Source organism: Flavobacterium sp., assembly GCF_031381455.1.
In the GTDB taxonomy this organism is placed as follows: Bacteria; Bacteroidota; Bacteroidia; order Flavobacteriales; family Flavobacteriaceae; genus Flavobacterium.
The window spans coordinates 76,100-92,823 of sequence record NZ_JANMXZ010000025.1 but is presented as its reverse complement, the minus strand read 5'-3'; the positions used below and the strand labels follow the sequence as shown (position 1 = coordinate 92,823).

Annotated in this window: 18 protein-coding genes; 11 read left to right on the top strand and 7 right to left on the bottom strand. The window is 34.4% G+C overall.

Annotated features, from left to right (window positions below; translation table 11 throughout):
* Window positions 1–5 precede the first annotated feature (5 nt).
* From RMN97_RS06970 to RMN97_RS06945, 6 genes are all read left to right on the top strand, one after another.
* Window positions 6–1,037, top strand: coding sequence for a cytochrome c oxidase subunit 3 (locus RMN97_RS06970; RefSeq protein ID WP_309613802.1), 1,032 nt, complete (start codon window positions 6–8; stop codon window positions 1,035–1,037).
* Between the two features lie 20 nt (window positions 1,038–1,057).
* Window positions 1,058–1,420, top strand: coding sequence for a cytochrome C oxidase subunit IV family protein (locus RMN97_RS06965; RefSeq protein WP_309613801.1), 363 nt, complete (start codon window positions 1,058–1,060; stop codon window positions 1,418–1,420).
* Window positions 1,421–1,508: 88 nt separating this feature from the next.
* Entirely contained in the window at window positions 1,509–2,168 is a 660-nt protein-coding gene (locus tag RMN97_RS06960) for a hypothetical protein (protein ID WP_309613800.1), read from the top strand.
* An 11-nt stretch (window positions 2,169–2,179) separates the two neighbouring features.
* Entirely contained in the window at window positions 2,180–2,863 is a 684-nt protein-coding gene (locus RMN97_RS06955; RefSeq protein ID WP_309613799.1) for an SCO family protein, read from the top strand.
* Window positions 2,856–3,449, top strand: a complete 594-nt coding sequence (locus RMN97_RS06950; RefSeq protein WP_309613798.1) for a DUF420 domain-containing protein — start codon at window positions 2,856–2,858, stop codon at window positions 3,447–3,449. Before RMN97_RS06955 ends, RMN97_RS06950 begins: the two co-directional genes overlap by 8 nt.
* Window positions 3,450–3,597: 148 nt before the next feature.
* The gene (locus RMN97_RS06945; protein WP_309613797.1) at window positions 3,598–3,777 is read left to right on the top strand and encodes a hypothetical protein; all 180 of its coding nucleotides are present in this window, start codon (window positions 3,598–3,600) and stop codon (window positions 3,775–3,777) included.
* A 35-nt stretch (window positions 3,778–3,812) separates the two neighbouring features.
* Here the strand turns inward: RMN97_RS06945 and RMN97_RS06940 are convergent, their stop codons facing one another.
* Window positions 3,813–5,204 (bottom strand): DUF4403 family protein, encoded by a 1,392-nt coding sequence (locus RMN97_RS06940; RefSeq protein ID WP_309613796.1) that lies wholly within the window; start codon window positions 5,202–5,204, stop codon window positions 3,813–3,815.
* A gap of 164 nt (window positions 5,205–5,368) precedes the next feature.
* On the opposite strand from RMN97_RS06940, the gene RMN97_RS06935 reads away from it, so the two are divergent.
* From RMN97_RS06935 to tsaB, 3 genes are all read left to right on the top strand, one after another.
* Window positions 5,369–6,745, top strand: a complete 1,377-nt coding sequence (locus tag RMN97_RS06935) for a TolC family protein (RefSeq protein ID WP_309613795.1) — start codon at window positions 5,369–5,371, stop codon at window positions 6,743–6,745.
* 3 nt (window positions 6,746–6,748) lie between these two features.
* On the top strand, window positions 6,749–8,044 hold the full coding sequence (locus RMN97_RS06930; protein WP_309613794.1) for an efflux RND transporter periplasmic adaptor subunit: 1,296 nt from the start codon (window positions 6,749–6,751) through the stop codon (window positions 8,042–8,044).
* A gap of 96 nt (window positions 8,045–8,140) precedes the next feature.
* Complete coding sequence (gene tsaB, locus RMN97_RS06925; protein ID WP_309613793.1) at window positions 8,141–8,806, top strand: tRNA (adenosine(37)-N6)-threonylcarbamoyltransferase complex dimerization subunit type 1 TsaB; 666 nt, start codon at window positions 8,141–8,143, stop codon at window positions 8,804–8,806.
* A 1-nt stretch (window position 8,807) separates the two neighbouring features.
* Here tsaB and RMN97_RS06920 read toward each other — a convergent pair whose 3' ends face one another.
* The 4 genes from RMN97_RS06920 to RMN97_RS06905 form a co-directional block, all read right to left on the bottom strand.
* Complete coding sequence (locus RMN97_RS06920; RefSeq protein ID WP_309613792.1) at window positions 8,808–9,641, bottom strand: mechanosensitive ion channel domain-containing protein; 834 nt, start codon at window positions 9,639–9,641, stop codon at window positions 8,808–8,810.
* Between the two features lie 77 nt (window positions 9,642–9,718).
* Entirely contained in the window at window positions 9,719–10,108 is a 390-nt protein-coding gene (locus RMN97_RS06915; RefSeq protein ID WP_309613791.1) for a hypothetical protein, read from the bottom strand.
* Between the two features lie 50 nt (window positions 10,109–10,158).
* A complete protein-coding gene (locus tag RMN97_RS06910; RefSeq protein ID WP_309613790.1) occupies window positions 10,159–12,177 on the bottom strand; it encodes a thioredoxin domain-containing protein in 2,019 nt (672 codons plus the stop codon).
* Window positions 12,178–12,401: 224 nt separating this feature from the next.
* Entirely contained in the window at window positions 12,402–13,298 is an 897-nt protein-coding gene (locus RMN97_RS06905) for a NifU family protein (RefSeq protein WP_309613789.1), read from the bottom strand.
* 342 nt (window positions 13,299–13,640) lie between these two features.
* On the opposite strand from RMN97_RS06905, the gene RMN97_RS06900 reads away from it, so the two are divergent.
* Together RMN97_RS06900 and RMN97_RS06895 are read left to right on the top strand one after the other, a co-directional pair.
* A complete protein-coding gene (locus RMN97_RS06900) occupies window positions 13,641–14,639 on the top strand; it encodes a type IX secretion system membrane protein PorP/SprF (protein WP_309613788.1) in 999 nt (332 codons plus the stop codon).
* 53 nt (window positions 14,640–14,692) lie between these two features.
* Entirely contained in the window at window positions 14,693–15,208 is a 516-nt protein-coding gene (locus RMN97_RS06895) for a gamma carbonic anhydrase family protein (protein ID WP_309613787.1), read from the top strand.
* A gap of 129 nt (window positions 15,209–15,337) precedes the next feature.
* On the opposite strand, the gene murI is transcribed toward RMN97_RS06895, so the two are convergent.
* Both murI and RMN97_RS06885 read right to left on the bottom strand, forming a co-directional pair.
* Window positions 15,338–16,117: a glutamate racemase gene (murI, locus tag RMN97_RS06890; RefSeq protein WP_309613786.1), complete on the bottom strand. Its 780-nt coding sequence runs from the start codon at window positions 16,115–16,117 to the stop codon at window positions 15,338–15,340.
* Between the two features lie 77 nt (window positions 16,118–16,194).
* Window positions 16,195–16,695: an OmpH family outer membrane protein gene (locus tag RMN97_RS06885; protein WP_309613785.1), complete on the bottom strand. Its 501-nt coding sequence runs from the start codon at window positions 16,693–16,695 to the stop codon at window positions 16,195–16,197.
* Window positions 16,696–16,724: the final 29 nt, after the last annotated feature.

Below are 16,724 nucleotides of genomic sequence, written 5' to 3'. Positions count from 1 at the left end.
CTTTTATGGGAGCTACAGTTACTACTGGAAATAATACTTCAACTACTTGGGGCGGCGGAAATGAGCCAATGGGAGCAAGTTATGGCAAATTGATGATGTGGTTTTTCATCATATCGGATGCTTTGACCTTCTCTGGTTTTCTTGCGGCCTATGGTTTTTCTAGATTTAAATTTATTGATAATTGGCCTATTGCCGACGAAGTGTTTACGCACTTTCCGTTTATGCATGGTGTAGAAGCACCGATGTATTATGTGGCATTGATGACTTTTATCTTAATTTTCTCTTCTGTAACTATGGTTTTGGCGGTTGATGCAGGTCATCACATGCAGAAGATGAAAGTAGCGTTCTATATGCTATTGACTATTCTTGGTGGTTTAATCTTCGTTGGTTCACAAGCTTGGGAATGGAAAAATTTTATCAAGGGCGAATATGGTGCTGTAGAAACCAAAGGTGGAAGCATCATCCAATTCGTAAATAATGAAGGCGAAAGAGTAAAATTGGAAGATTTTGCAGTACGCTTAACGGGTCAAAGAGAAGAGTTGACAAGAAACAAAGGAAAGTGGTTCATGAAAGATGAAGAAACCCTAACGACCTATTCTGTTGCTGAGGTTCAGGCCGGATATAAAGCACATCCTGAATTATTAATCAGAACTGAAAAAATATATAGAGACACCGCTGAAGATAAAGCGAACAAAAAGCTTGAACCGGGTTTAAATCATAACAAAAAAAGAGAAATCTTAACAAGAGCCGAATCGGATATTATGGTAGCGAATAGTGCTATTGTTGTTGAAGGCGCTAATTTGAAACACAACGAATACGGAAGTAAATTATTTGCTGATTTCTTCTTCTTCATTACCGGTTTCCACGGATTCCACGTATTCTCAGGAGTTATTATCAACTTCATTATTTTCTTAAACGTTGTTTTAGGAACGTATGAGAAAAGAAGAACCTACGAAATGGTAGAAAAAGTTGGACTTTACTGGCACTTTGTCGATTTAGTTTGGGTATTCGTATTTACATTCTTCTACTTAGTTTAATTTTTTAGAAAACTCATATTATGTCACACGCACACGCACACGAGCACGTATCAAATACAAGAAGAATCTGGATGGTTTTCATCCTTTTATCTGTAGTAACCACAGTTGAGGTGTACTTAGGTATAACAAGACCAAGTTTTTTATATATGAATAACTTCATAAGCATGAACTTGTTAAACTGGGTATTCATCTTATTAACTCTTTATAAAGCATACTATATTGTTTGGGCTTTCATGCACATGGAAGGTGAAAAAAGCAGTTTGCGTTGGTCAGTTGTTGCGACTGTTATTTTCCTTGTATTATATTTATTATTTATACTTCTTGTTGAAGCAGATTACATTTTCGAGGTTTTTAAAAATGCTACCATTAAGTGGAATTTTTAACACTATATTAATTCAAAAAAAGTCCCGTCTATTCTATTGAAACAGACGGGATTTTTTTATTTTTGCACATCCGCTTTTCACAATCCAAATGAAAAAAAATATTGTCCTTTTTGTCTTGTTTGTTTTACCCATAGTTGCCTATCTTTTTTTTGCTTCCGGCGTAAACAGTTTTATTTCTTTGCCAATCATTACCAAAAACATTCCAGAAGTTAACACTTGGAAAACTCTAGACAATAAATCAGTTGCTTTAACTAATAAAATCACCATACTTGGCTTTACAGGAAGTGATGTGATTAAACATAAAGGAAACTTTTTTAACCTTTATGAAGTTATATATGATAAATATAAAGATTTCAAAGATTTTCAGGTTGTAATGGTTTTACCTGACGGAACGCAGAAACAGGTTGAGGAGTTACTAAAATTAGACATACAGAAATTAGGCACACACAAAGGATGGAATTTTGTTTTTGCTTCTCCAAATGAAATAACTACTTTCTATGACAAACTTCAATTGGTAGGGAAGCTCGATACTAGCTTGGCAACACCAAACGTTTTTATCATCGATAAGAAAAGAAACCTAAGAGGTAGAAAAGGGGAAGATCAAAAAGGAACACCCGAATATAAAGAGGGATACAACACTATTTTTGTTTCGGAACTTTATAATAAGATGATGGACGATATGAAAATCATCATTTATGAATATCGTGCAGCGCTTAAAAAAAATCATAATGCCACCAAAGAACTTTAGATTTTTATCAAATGAAGAATAAGTCATACATCGGATTATCGTTTGTTGTTTTGGTCTTTGGAATCATCTTTATTCCGAAAATTATAAGCATAATAAAAAGCGGTACTATAGTTCAAGGCGACAGAATTGATGCTATTTCCAATCATAAAAATGGTGAAACAGGTTTGGTTACAATTGGACCGGTTCCAAAATTTGAGTTAACCGATCAAAACGGAGCAAAGATTAACGACAAAACCTATTTAGGTAAAGTATTTGTGGTGGAATTTTTCTTTTCAACTTGCCCTTCCATTTGTCCAGTTATGAATAGAAACATGGTTGATATTCAAAATAAATTTTTTGGAAATCCTAATTTCGGAATTGCTTCTATTTCTATTGATCCGGAAAATGATACTTCAAAAGTATTGAAAGAGCATGCCAAAATAATTGGTGTGAAATCTTCCAATTGGCATTTGTTAACTGGCGATAAAAACTATATTTTTAATATTGCTAACAAAGGGTTTAATCTGTATGCCGGCGAAAATAAAAATGTCAAAGGCGGATTTGAACATTCCGGACTTTTTGCTTTGATTGACAAAAAAGGAAACATCCGTTGCAGAAAAGATGATTTTGGAAACCCAATTTTATATTATGACGGTTTAGAGAAAAAAGGGGTAAAAGCCATTATAGAGGACATAAAAAAACTTTTAAATGAATAAGTCAGATAACAAAACACTAGAGCAACGATTTAGATTTCCAATAATTCTGGTTTCAATACTAATTCCCTTAGCAGTAGCTGTTTTATTTACAGTCAAGCTAAAAGATTTTGGGATAGAAGTGGAGCCGCTTTCATTTTTGCCACCAATATATGCTTCCATAAATGGTTTTACTGCATTATTTTTAGTGATGGGAGTAATAGCAATCAAAAACGGAAACCAAAAGGTGCACGAAAGATTTATGACTACTGCAATTGTTTGTTCTGTAATTTTCTTGGTAATGTATGTGGCGTATCACATGACTGCAGATTCAACTGTTTATGGTGATATAGATGGGAACAAAATTTTAGATGCAACAGAAAAAACAAATGCAGGTTTAGGACGTGATGTGTATTTATTCATTTTGCTTACCCATATTGCGTTGTCAATTATAATCATCCCTTTTGTATTAATTACATATGTTAGAGCACTTGCTGCACGATTTGACAAGCATAAAAAAATAGCTAAAATTACTTTTCCATTGTGGTTGTATGTTGCTGTAACTGGAGTTGTAGTGTATTTAATGATTTCTCCTTATTATGCTAATTAAAGAACAAAGAGACTCGAGCCCAACGGGCGAACTGTATGGAGCGAAGCGGAATAAAAAGAACAAAGAGAAAAGACTTGTTTTCTGTAAAAGGACATTCTTTTTTCTATTCTCTATTTTCTATTCTCTAAATAGTTTTTCACAATGCGCCATGTGTCGTGCCGCTTTAGAAAGTGAAGGAAATAAAACGAAAGTTGAAGCAGTAAACGATGGTATTGTATTCCTAATGGCTATTCCGTATCTAATTGTGGCAGCTATAGGTTTTGCGATTTATAAAATGTATTACAAGAAGTCAATTTCTAAGGAAGAAAATCTGCCAACTGACCTCTAAAAACCTGCCTGCCGGCAGGCAGGCTGATCACTTTCTCAATCCATTCCGTCAATTTTCACATTCATTTTTCCGGTAGTTGTAATAAATGCAATGATGGCTTTATCAGTTACTTCTACTTTTTCAAAATCAAAATCATTCATAGTTCCGTTAACGAAAACACCTTTCATCGGGGAATAATTATTCAGATAAGGCAGCAAACTTTTTTTGCCTTCCTCCAAATTTTCTCTGATTGAATAGCGACAGTTGTCCTGAATTTTTTTCAAAATAACACCTTGCAATAGCCAATTGGCAGTTCTGGTTAATAGTCCTTTTGTATTTAAAACATAATCCATTTTTTCAAAATAAATCTCTTTGGTTACTGCATTATAATTTGGGCTTCCCGAAAGATATATTGTTCCGTTGATGCTTCCTGTCATTTCAAGCGCAATAATAATCTTGCTGTCTTTTTGCCAAAGCGCCACATTTTGAACTACGATTTTTCTACTTCCAGCTGCGAATTCTTTTCCTTGAAAATTACTCGAAATAATTCGGGATGCGCTTTCGTAAGTCGAAATAGCGGCAACGTTTGCAGTAAGTTTTTCAGGAATTTTAGCCACTGCCTTAAACTGAATAGCATCTCTGTCAAAACTGCTTTTTGGTTTTGAACCAACCATAGTTTGCATATTACATTTCAGCCCTAAATCCATTTTGATTTCTTTCTTTCCCAAAACCGCATCGGTAACATACACTTCAATGGGAATAAGTTTAAACCAAGACTGGTATTGCTCGCTGGTGATAAATGGCGTGCTCATTTTTTCCAAAACATCAAGCACATAAGGCTTAAAATCACAGGAGTTTTCAATGGCTTCATCAATCTTTTTAGCAATTTTTGATTTGAAAATGGAAAGCGTAGGATTAATGATATACGTAATTGGGACATTTCTTCCAGCGACTAGTATAGATGGGCTTTCTGACCATTCAAAATCCTCAATTTTAGAGGTAGTCGACATTTTCCAATTAGACAATTTCACATCGCTAATCAGTGTAATTGTTCCATTCAAATTAATTTCTCTAGTATCATTTAAACCCATAAAATCGGTTCCGTATTTGAATCGGGACCAAATTTTCAAAGGCAATGTCGTTTGGATTTTACCATTTTTCTCAATCAAACGAATCGGTGCCGTTTTAGTGATTTTCATTTCGGTTTTGTCATCTTCCAAATTCGAGTCGTTATAAATTTCACCATTCAGTGTTTTATTCAATTGGGTTTCTATTTCTTTTAATGAAATTTCCAACGGCATATTGACAAACGATGTTTTGGTATTGTATACCATCGGAGTATCATCTGAAGGAAGTGGTTTTAAGGCTTCAATTTTTTGAGTAGTCGAACAACTTGTATAAATAAGGGAAACAAATAGGATAGAAAGTGTTGCTTTTATTCTTGACATAACTGCGATTAATTTTTGGCAAAAATAAAAGTAAAAAATGTAAAACATTGTAACATTATTAAAAAAGGTAAGTCTAAAGTTGTAGGTTACTAAATAAGTAATCAAAAAGCAAAAACTATATCTTTGTCTATTAGAAAATTTGAGGGTTATAAACCCGTTTTACTATGAAAAACAGCATACAATCATTCACATTACTTTTTATCCTTTTTTTAGGTTTTACTTCCGTTGCTCAGCAAAAAAAGTGGACAATTCAGGAATGCGTTGAGTATGCCTTGAAAAACAATATTTCCATCAAACAATCAGAGTTGGATATAAAAACGGCCAATATTGATAAGTCGTCTGCTATTGGAAATTTTCTACCAAATCTAAACACCAGCATTTCTCATTCTTGGAGTATCGGCGCCAATACGAATCCGGTTACCAATGTTAGAGAAAATCAAACGACACAATATACTCAATTCGGTTTGAGTTCAAGTGTTACTCTTTATAATGGTCTGCAAAATGTAAATCGTTTACGCAATGCGAAAATGGTGCAATTAGCAAGACAATATCAGTTGACCAAAATGCAGGATGATATTTCATTATATGTTGCCAATGCGTATTTGGATATACTTTTTAATAAAGAAAATCTAAAAGTGCAACAAGGTCAGTTGGCCTATGATGAAACCCAGTTGAAACGTACGGATGAATTGGTGAATACCGGTTCAATACCAAGAGGAGATTTGTTGGATATGAAAGCAACAATTGCTGCCGATAATCAAAAAGTGGTTGCTGCCGAAAATAGTTTGTTGATTTCAAGACTGAGTCTGGCGCAATTACTTCAACTAGAAGATTTTCAAAATTTTGATATTGCCGATGTTGATATTGATGCAAAGCCAAGTCCAGTAATGGCAGAAACTTCCGAAGCGATTGTTGAAAAAGCAAAGCAGGTAAGAGTCGAAATTAAAATTGCGCAAACTAATTTAGACCTTGCACAAAGAGACATTAAAATAGCAAGAGGCGCATTGCAACCAAGTGTAACTTTTGGTTATAATTTTGGAACAAACGCCAGTTATTCCGATAGAATTGTTGGTGTTGATGGAAGCGGAACGCCAATAATCGCAAGTCCGTTACCTGTTTTTGAACAATTCAGTAATAACAAAGGGCACAACTTTGGACTCCAATTAAACGTTCCAATATTAAACGGTTTTTCTGCCAGAAATAATGTTCAACGTTCAAAAGTAGATTATGAAAAAACAAAAAATGCTTTCAACCAAGCGAATCTGGATTTAGAAACCAATGTTTACAAAGCAATTACCGATGCTAAAGGTGCTTTAAAAACGTATGAATCGGCAATTTCTACTTTGGAAGCAAGACAGGAAGCTTTTAATTATGCCAAGGAAAAATATGCTGTCGGTTTGATGAATGCTTTTGATTTTAATCAATCACAAACCATATTTGTAGCCACACAATCTGATGTTATTCGTGCTAAATACGATTATATTTTTAAAATGAAAGTAGTAGAGTTATACTTTGGAATCCCAATCATTCAAAAACAATAAATCATGTCAAAAAAGAAAATTTATATACTAGTTGGAGTTGTTATCTTATTAATCATAGTGCTTGTTACCCTAAAGACAAAAGGAATTATTGGCAGTAATGATGATTCAAAACAAATAGAAACATCCAAAGTTGATGAAATAACAATAGTTGAAACTGTTTCAGCAACTGGAAAAATCCAACCAGAAATTGAAGTAAAAATATCTTCGGAAGTATCAGGAGAAATTATTGCTTTGCCAGTAAAAGAAGGACAAGTGGTTAAAAAAGGAGATTTATTGGTTAAAATAAATCCCGATTTATACACTTCGGGTTACAACAGAACGATTTCCAATTTATCTGGAACCAAAGCGGGTTTGAGCCAGGCAGATGCAACTTTTAAAGAAGCAAAAGCAAGTTATGAAAGAAGCAAAACCTTGTTTGAAAAAGGAATTATATCCAGATCAGACTGGGACAAAGCGGTGGCTACATTTGAAGGAGCAGAAGCCAACAAAAAATCAGCTTATTATAATGTACAAAGCGCGAATGCAACAGTAAAGGAAGCAAAAGACAACCTTGGAAGAACAACTATTTATGCTCCGGCAGACGGTACTATTTCTTCGCTTGGAGTTGAATTGGGAGAACGGGTTTTAGGAACACAACAAATGACCGGAACCGAAATTCTTCGTGTTGCCAACCTTAATAATATGGAAGTAGAAGTGGATGTGAATGAAAATGACATCGTAAAAATCAGTATTGGTGATAGCACTAATATTCAGGTTGATGCTTATCTGAAAAAGGAATTTAAAGGAATTGTGACCAGTATTTCTAACTCGGCGAGCGCAGCCACTACAGCTGATCAGGTTACAAATTTTAAAGTAAAAGTTAGAATTTTAAAAGAATCCTACCAAGATTTGTTGGAAGGGAAACCGGAAACCTATTCGCCATTCAGACCCGGAATGACGGCAACTGTTGATATTATTACAAAACGAAAAGAAAAAGTTATTGGTGTGCCAATTAGCGCTGTGGTTGTGAAATCGGATACGGCGGCAACCAAAAGCTATGAGGTAAAAGACGAAGGCGAAGACAAAAAAGTTACCGCAAAAAGCGACAAAAAATTCGAATGTGTTTTTGTAAAAGTTGGGAACAAGGCCAGAATCAGAATTGTAAAAACAGGCATTCAGGACGACACTAATATTGAGATTACTTCTGGTTTAAAGAAAGGCGATATAGTCGTTGTTGGCCCATATACCACAGTTACGAAAGACCTGAATTCTGGTGATAAAGTTAGTCAGACGAAAGATTCTGATAAAGAGAAAAAATAATAGTAACCGCAAATTCACAAATTAGAAAAGCACAAATCAGCAAAAATAATCTGCGAATCTGCGGTAACTATTTAACATCAATACTCACTTACCATCTTGACATATATTTTAAACATAGAAACGGCAACTAAAAACTGTTCGGTTTCTTTAGCTAAAAATGGGGAAACTATTTTTTGCAAAGAAATCGCAGAACAAGGCTTTTCGCATGCCGAAAAATTGCATGTTTTTATTGAAGAAATTCTAAAAGAAACAGGCGTTTCGGTTCAAGAAATTAAAGCTGTTGCTGTGAGTAAAGGTCCAGGTTCTTATACCGGTTTGCGCATTGGTGTTTCTACCGCAAAAGGCTTGTGCTATGCGCTTGGAATTCCGTTGATTTCTGTTGATACTTTGCAGGTTTTAGCTAAGCAAGTTGCTGTTGACAATGGTTTAATTGTTCCCATGTTGGATGCGCGAAGAATGGAAGTTTATAGTGCCGTTTTTGATGCAAATCATAACAAAATAATGGAAGTACAAGCTGAAATTCTTACTGAAAGCAGTTATGCTGAAATAACCGAAGCTGTTTGTTTTATTGGTGATTGCCAAGAAAAATGCAAAACGGTTTTAACCAAAAACAATTTCCATTTTCTTTCCGATATAGTTTTCCCTTCGGCAAATGAAATGAGTTCTTTGAGCTATGAAAAATTCGTAAAAAATGAATTTGAAGATGTGGCGTATTTTGAACCTTTTTATCTAAAGGATTTTTTGATAGCAAAACCAAAGTAAATCATTTCTTCGGAGCTTCTTTTACAATAGTCTGCATAGCAATTCCTGCTTGGTCAAAAGCTTCTTTACATTCTTCTAAAACATCAGAACACATTTGTCCATAATCAGCATTTTTTGCCCACGGTTGTATGGCTAACTGAATTGTAGTATCTGTTAAAAGATTTACAACTACTGCTGGAGCTGGAGTTTTCAATACTTTGGGATGGTTTTCCAAAACTTGCATCACTATTTCTTTAGCCGTTTTAATATTGGTATGATACGAAATAGTGAAAAGCAAGTTGGCTCTTCTGTTTTTCCCCAATGAAAAATTAGTGATAACGCCATTAGATAAAATTCCGTTCGGCACAAAAATAGTTTGATTGTTTCCGGTAACTAATTTGGTTACAAAAATCTGAATTTCACTTACCGTTCCGGCAACTCCTTGCGCTTCTATCGAATCTCCAACTTTGAATGGCTTGAATAAAATAATCAGCACGCCACCGGCAAAATTGGATAACGAACCTTGTAAGGATAAACCAACCGCCAAACCTATTGCTCCAAGAATAGCGACAAACGAAGAAGTTTCAATTCCCAGTTTTGAAATAAAGGTTACGAAAAGTAAAAAGCGCATTGCCCAAAGCAAACTATCGGCTAAAAAGGTAGCTAAAGTTGGGTCCAATTCCCGCTTAACCATAATCTTTCTCACCAAACGATTGATAAGTCGAACAGCATAAAGTCCAATGAAAAGAATGACCAAAGCTGAAATTAACTTTGGCGAATAGTCAATTAAAAGTTTGATAAATTGATCAAAATATTCCGCGAAGGAATGGATATAGCGCAGTTCTTTCTTTTCCATAATTTGATAAAAAAATCCCGACTCCCGAAGCTTCGGGACGGGATAAATTATTTTGACAAAAATAGTAATTTTAAAAATTAATCGGCATTTTCATCAGCTGGTTTTACGACATCTTCTGCTTTAGTTCTTATTTCTTCGGCATCATCAGAAGCATCATTTCTAAATGAGCTTACTTTTTCTTTAACCGTTTCAACGGTATCGTGAGCAAAATTTTCTACTTTTTCAGCATATTCACTTGCCTTTTCTTTTACCGTTTCTACCGCATTTTCAAACGTTTCTTTTGCAGCCGGAATATGTTCGTTTACTTTTTCTCTTGCTGTATCCACAAAATCTTCCACCTTGTCAACTAGTGGAGCTGCGGCTACTTTTGCTTTTTCCAGTGTTTCTTCAGCAAAAGTTTCTGCTTTATCTGCCACTTCTTTTGGTGATGAACCAAATAATTTTTTAAAAAAATCTCCTAATGCCATGACTTTGAATTTTAAGAATTAATAATAACAATATTACGATTTTTATACGATTAAAGTCCAATTTCTTTAGTGATTTCTTCAAAACTAGTCGTTGGTTTTTGGCAGGTTTTGTTCTGGCATAAATAAAATAGCGTTTCGTTATCTGAAAAGCGATTTTCTAGAAATGGAAGTTTAGAAACTGAAGAACTTCCGGCAATAATGATGTTTGGTAAATACCTTTGATTTATTTTTTCCAAATAGTCCAAAGCATTATTTCCGCAAATTGCCAGCTCTTTATTTTGTTCTGAAAAATGTAAAAGTACGTTCAGCCAATTAGAAAATGCCGACGGATAAGTAATTGTTGGAATAATATTCTGAACCATTTGCTGGCAGATTTTTTCATAGTAACTATTCTCAAAATAAATACTCAATCTGAATAAAGCATTCGCCATGACTGAATTTGACGCCGGAATCACATTGTCTTCTAATTCAAAATGAGTAGTAATTAAAGCTTCATCTTGATGTGAAGTGAACGAGAAAAACTGCGCTTTCTCATCATAAAAATTATCAAAAGTATAATCCGTTAATTGCTTAGCGTTTTGCAACCAGTTCTCATTAAACGTAACTTCGTATAAAGAAATAAACGCCTGAATAACATGTGCATAATCTTCGAGAAAACCATTGATTGTAGCTTTTCCGTCTTTGTAGCTGTGTTTTAAATTTCCTCCCGAACTCCATATTTTATTGATAATAAAATCAGCATTTTGCAAAGCAATGTCTAAATAATGTATAGTTCCAGTTGCTTTATACGCTTCAACAAAACCCTTGAGCATAATGGCATTCCAAGAGGTTAAACATTTATCGTCTAATCTTGGTTTACTTCTTTTTTCTCTTTCGATATAAAGGATTTGTTCCCAATGTTTTTTCTTTTGTATTAAACTTTCTAAATCAATATTTTGTTGAAAAGCTATTTCTTCCAATGAGTGATTTTGGATTAAAACATAATTTTCATGTTCCCAAAATCCGAATTCATTGATGTTGAAAACCAATGAAAACAATTCGAAATCGTCTTGTAGTAAGGTTTGTAATTCGGTTTTTGTCCAAACATAAAAGGCGCCTTCTTCGAGATGATTTTCACTATTTAAACTATCTGCGTCAAGCGCTGAATAAAAACTTCCCTCTTTTGTAAGCCATTCTTTTTCGACGAATTTTAATGTTTTTTCAATGACTTCTTTATAGAGTTTATTTCCGGTTAGTTTATAGGCATTTGCATAAAGAGACATTAATTGCCCGTTGTCATAAAGCATTTTTTCGAAATGTGGAACATGCCATTTCATGTCGACAGAATAGCGTGAAAATCCACCGTCAATAGTATCGAACAATCCGCCATGAGCCATTTTCGTCAACGTTAGATTCACAAAATCCAATAGCGTTTGGTTTTTAGTTTGATACCCAAATCGCAATAGAAATTCATAATTGGTTGGCATCATAAATTTGGGCGCGCGAGCCATTCCGCCAAAATCCCAATCGAAACTTTTTTGCCATTTGGAAACTAAAGATTCAAGAACTTCGAAATTAAAGTTGGTTTCCGATTCATTTTTTGAAATGATACTCATTGATTGTAGGCCATCATTTAGTTTTTCGGCATAATCTAAAATAGTTTGTGGTTGTTCGTTATAAATTTCCTGAAGTCGTTCCAGTGAATTTATCCAATCATTTTTTCTAAAATAAGTTCCGCCCCAAATGGGTCTTCCGTCGGGCAAAGTCACGACATTCATTGGCCAACCGCCTTGACCAGTCATAATTTGTACCGCTTTCATATAAACGGCATCAATATCGGGACGTTCTTCGCGGTCAATTTTTATACTTATAAAATGAGCGTTCATTGTTGAAGCTACTTCATTGTCTTCAAAACTTTCGTGTTCCATTACGTGGCACCAATGACAAGCAGAGTAACCGATGCTAATGATTATGAGTTTGTTTTCTTTTTTTGCCAAAGCCAAAGAATTGGCATTCCACGCTTTCCAATGCACAGGATTGTTGGCGTGTTGCAGTAAGTATGGACTGGTTTCGAGATGTAGTTCGTTCATGGCAGGTTTTTTAGCCCCGATTGCAGTGGAAATCCTTTTTTATTGCTTCGTGAAAAGTCCTTCTCCCGAAACTTCGGGAGCGCTCAGGAAGACAAAGCAATAAAAAGATTGCAACGGAAAGCGGGAATAGCTCCTAAAATAATTAAAAAAACCGAATGTCCAGTGGACATTCTCTTCTTAATATCAAATATAAAAAAAGCGTCTCAAAAGAAACGCTTTGTGAATTATCCGTTTACCGCTTCGACCACAATGTCTTTATCATTGAGCATGTCTTTCAGCATATTTTCTATTCCACTTTTTAAAGTAAATGTAGAAGATGGGCAACCGTTGCAAGCACCTTGAAGCACTACTTTTACACGCTTTTCGGTTTCATCATACGAATCAAAAAGGATATTTCCGCCATCGGCAGCAACAGCTGGTTTTACATATTCTTCGAGAATATTTATAATTTGCTGTGAAGTCGTATCAAGATTGTCGAAGTTTTTGATTTGTTGTTTTTCCTGTTTTTCAGTAGCAGTAATTTGGCTTTCATCAATCACGGTTCCACCATTTTCGATAAATTGTTTGATGAAGGTACGCAATTCCAATGTGATTTCATCCCAAGAAATGCTATCGTATTTGGTAACAGATATATAATTTTCGGCTATAAAAATTTCCTTTACATAGTGAAACTTAAATAATTCCTGTGCTAATGGCGAAGGCTTTGCATCGTTAATGTTTTTGAATTCGGCTGCTGTTTTGGTCAACGCTTTATTCACTACAAATTTCAGCGAAGCCGGATTTGGTGTAGTTTCACCATAAACAGATATGGGTTGTTTTTTGGTCGGATTTTCATTTGGCAACACAATTACACCCCCGTTATTGACAAAATTTTCTATTTGTTCAGCAACGTCTTCCTGAACATCTGACCATTCAACAATGCTAAATCGTTCAATCGCAATAAAATTTCCAGAGATATAAACGGTTTTCACAAAAGGCAGGTAAAACAATTGTTGCGCCAAAGGAGAATTTTTAGCCTCATCAATATTTTTGAACTCAAAGTTCTCATTTTGAGTTATAAATTCGGGAAATTCAAATTTTAATATAGATGGATTTTGAGTTTCTTTTATGTTGATTTTCATTGGGAAAGTATATTTTTATGCAAATTTAACAAAGTTATTTTCTGTGAATAGCTATATTTGAACAATTAAACAATTAATTAACATATTGAAGTAGATTTGGAATTAAAACCTTTGTATATTATTCCTTTCCCAACATGAAAAGGGAGTAATGATATTCGAATATTGTTCTAATAGATAGAGAACGTATTACATAAATTTATATATTTGAACGCCGTGTCAAATTATTAACCAAATCAGTTAAAAAAGCAGAAAGCAAGGATAGATTGATTATAGATCAAGCATTTAGAAAATCTTGCAGCACAACATTTAGAGCCCATTTCACATCAATAAATATAGTTGACAATGAATTTTAGAAAGATTTATTTATTAGCACTACTAGTAGTTGCACAATTTGCACATTCACAAGAAGGATTACCGGTATATTCGGATTATTTATCTGATAATTATTATCTGCTTCACCCTTCAATGGCTGGAGCTGCAAATTGCGCAAAATTAAGATTAACAGCAAGACAACAATGGTTGGGACAAAAAGACGCGCCAGCTCTACAAACATTAAGTTTCAATGGAGCTTTAGGTGAAAGATCTGGTGGAGGAATTATTGTTTTTAACGATAAAAACGGTTATCATTCTCAAACAGGTATGAAATTGACCTACGCGCACCATATTATGTTTTCACGTGACAATGTTGATTTAAACCAACTTTCATTTGGAATGAGTGCTGGTTTTATTCAAAGTAATTTGGATGAAAGTACGTTTTATGACAATAATCCTGATTTTGACCCTTTGATTTTTGGTTCTATTCAAAAGTCAACCTATTTTAACGTTGATATTGGAGCATCTTATAATTTTCTTGATTTCTATGTACATGCGACAGTAAAAAACGCATTAGCCAGTGACAGAAAGTTATATACTGATTTCGAACCGGTAAATCTGAGACGGTTTATTTTAAATTCCGGGTATACTTTTGGTGATGCAGAACAAATTCTATGGGAACCCTCTTTTATGTTTCAACTGGTTACCTTGACTCAAGAAAAAACAATTGATTTAAATATTAAAGCCTATAAAGATTTAGATTTTGGAAGATTATGGGGTGGAATTTCATATAGAAGAAGTCTTGATGGAGCACAATATGTTCAAGGGAATGGTGTAGCTGACCAAAAGTTGCAATATGTAACACCAATAATTGGAGTTAATTTTAAAAATTATGTATTTTCATATACCTATTCTCATTTATTAGGTGATGTTAAATTTGATGCAGGTGGATTTCACCAAATAACTTTAGGACTTAATTTATTCTGTAAACCAGAGAAATATCATTGTAATTGTCCTGCTATTAATTAATACAAATAACTGTCCCGTCTCGTTTTCTAACCAGACGGGACAATTTTTTAACCATGATACTAAAATCTGTAAACGGTAAAAGCCCACAAATTCCCGAAGATTGTTTTGTGGCTGAAAATGCAACAATTGTTGGTGATGTTGTTTTAGGTAAATCTTGCAGTGTTTGGTTCAATGCAGTTATTCGAGGCGACGTTCATTATATCAAAATAGGGGATAAGGTTAACATTCAAGACGGTGCCATTATTCATTGTACGTATCAAAAGCATCCAACAGAAATTGGGAATAATGTTTCTATTGGTCATAATGCGATTGTTCATGGATGCAAAGTTCATGATAATGTACTAATCGGAATGGGAGCCATTGTGATGGACAATTGTGTTATTGAAAGCAATTCAATTATTGCTGCCGGAGCAGTGGTTACTCAAAACACTGTAGTGGAATCGGGGACAATTTATGCAGGTGTTCCTGCTAAGAAAGTAAAAGACATTAACCAATCTGATTTTGCCGGTGAAATTGAGCGTATTTCCAATAACTACGTGATGTATTCCGGTTGGTTTAAGGAAGAGTAAAGAAAGCCTTTAGTTTGAGTCTATCCCGAAGTCTCGGGACTGATGGTAGCTAGCTAGCATGTAGCGCGGACAGCAGGAACCTGCCTACCGGCAGGCAGGCATGATTTAAAATTCCTAAAAGTTTGGCTCTTAAAAATCTTTAGTAATTACGGCGTACTTATTATTTAAAATGTCCTTCAATACTTTTGGATCTGCATTAGAGTAGAAAACGGCTTTAGCATTATTCTTTTCATTTTTCAACCCGTTTCTTTCCGATAAAACATTTTTTGTTTGACGCGCTACAGCTTCGCCGGAATCGATTATTTTGATTTCTTTTGGAAGTATTTTTTTTATCTGTGGAATCAAATAGGGATAATGACTGCAGCCCAAGACCAAATAATCAATATTGGCAGCTATCATAGGTTCTAAATAGATATGAAGCAATTCGTTCATTTCGGGCGAATTTATCTCACCATTTTCAATTAGCGGAACTAAACCGTGTCCAATTTGTTCAATGATTTTGGTGTCATGGAATTTCTCAGCAGTTTGGTGAAACAATTCACTATTTAAAGTTCCTTGCGTAGCCAAAATTCCGATAACGTGTTTTTGAGAATTTATGGCTGCAGGTTTAATGGCTGGCTCAATGCCAATGAAAGGAACATCGTATTTTGCTCTTAGTTCTTTAATAGCATTGGTTGTTGCGGTGTTACAAGCTACAACTATAATTTTGCAATTTTGATTAAGCAAAAACTCTGTGTTTTTAATGCTTAACGCAATGATTTCTTCTTTAGATTTTTGACCATAAGGCGCATTTTTACTATCCGCAAGATAAATGGTATCTTCATTTGGAAGCAAATTGTGAATGGCGTACCAAATGGATGTTCCTCCAATTCCCGAATCAAAAAGCCCTATAGGATTATTGTTTTCCATAGAAACAAAAGTAAAAAAAAACTGCTCAAATCCCGAAGCTTCGGGAGAGCAGTTTTTGAAAGTATTATGATATTAATTTAAAATCCTAAATCTTTTTTAACATCAGCTGTTAAATCTGGACCATCAGCTAAAAGTAAATCAGCAAGGTTTAAAACGTATTGGTATCCTTTTGCTTTACCAACTTTTGCAATCGAAGCTTTAATTTTATCCATCAATGGTTTTACCATATCGGCTTCTTTCTTTTGCAATTCTTTTTGAGCATTGTCTCTATAATCTGTAATACGTTTAACTAAATCTTGAACTTCTGTTTGACGTGTTGCATTAACAGCATCTCCAACAGTTGCAGCTTCTTGATCGTATTTTTTTATTTTATTTTGATACTCCTCAGCCATTGTTTTGTATTCAGCATCGTAAGTTCCGCTCAATTTTTCTAATTGTTTTTGAGCATCAAGCATCGCTGGCATTTTAGAAATTAGTTCATTTACATCTACATGTGCCGTTTTAGCTTGTGCATTGATGGTATAACTAGTTCCTAAACACAACACAGTAGCTAGTAGTAATGATTTCAATCGTTTCATTTTAAAAAGTATTAATTAATTATTTGTTA

Coding starts and splice junctions, on each gene's coding strand:
- RMN97_RS06945 (WP_309613797.1), top strand. CDS start 3,598: ATGTGTCGTGCCGCTTTAGAAAGTGAAGGAAATAAAACGAAAGTTGAA.
- RMN97_RS06950 (WP_309613798.1), top strand. CDS start 2,856: ATGAATAAGTCAGATAACAAAACACTAGAGCAACGATTTAGATTTCCA.
- RMN97_RS06885 (WP_309613785.1), bottom strand. CDS start 16,695: ATGAAACGATTGAAATCATTACTACTAGCTACTGTGTTGTGTTTAGGA.
- RMN97_RS06935 (WP_309613795.1), top strand. CDS start 5,369: ATGAAAAACAGCATACAATCATTCACATTACTTTTTATCCTTTTTTTA.
- murI (WP_309613786.1), bottom strand. CDS start 16,117: ATGGAAAACAATAATCCTATAGGGCTTTTTGATTCGGGAATTGGAGGA.
- RMN97_RS06895 (WP_309613787.1), top strand. CDS start 14,693: ATGATACTAAAATCTGTAAACGGTAAAAGCCCACAAATTCCCGAAGAT.
- RMN97_RS06965 (WP_309613801.1), top strand. CDS start 1,058: ATGTCACACGCACACGCACACGAGCACGTATCAAATACAAGAAGAATC.
- RMN97_RS06915 (WP_309613791.1), bottom strand. CDS start 10,108: ATGGCATTAGGAGATTTTTTTAAAAAATTATTTGGTTCATCACCAAAA.
- RMN97_RS06905 (WP_309613789.1), bottom strand. CDS start 13,298: ATGAAAATCAACATAAAAGAAACTCAAAATCCATCTATATTAAAATTT.
- RMN97_RS06940 (WP_309613796.1), bottom strand. CDS start 5,204: ATGTCAAGAATAAAAGCAACACTTTCTATCCTATTTGTTTCCCTTATT.
- RMN97_RS06910 (WP_309613790.1), bottom strand. CDS start 12,177: ATGAACGAACTACATCTCGAAACCAGTCCATACTTACTGCAACACGCC.
- RMN97_RS06960 (WP_309613800.1), top strand. CDS start 1,509: ATGAAAAAAAATATTGTCCTTTTTGTCTTGTTTGTTTTACCCATAGTT.
- RMN97_RS06920 (WP_309613792.1), bottom strand. CDS start 9,641: ATGGAAAAGAAAGAACTGCGCTATATCCATTCCTTCGCGGAATATTTT.
- RMN97_RS06970 (WP_309613802.1), top strand. CDS start 6: ATGGGAGCTACAGTTACTACTGGAAATAATACTTCAACTACTTGGGGC.
- RMN97_RS06900 (WP_309613788.1), top strand. CDS start 13,641: ATGAATTTTAGAAAGATTTATTTATTAGCACTACTAGTAGTTGCACAA.
- RMN97_RS06930 (WP_309613794.1), top strand. CDS start 6,749: ATGTCAAAAAAGAAAATTTATATACTAGTTGGAGTTGTTATCTTATTA.
- RMN97_RS06955 (WP_309613799.1), top strand. CDS start 2,180: ATGAAGAATAAGTCATACATCGGATTATCGTTTGTTGTTTTGGTCTTT.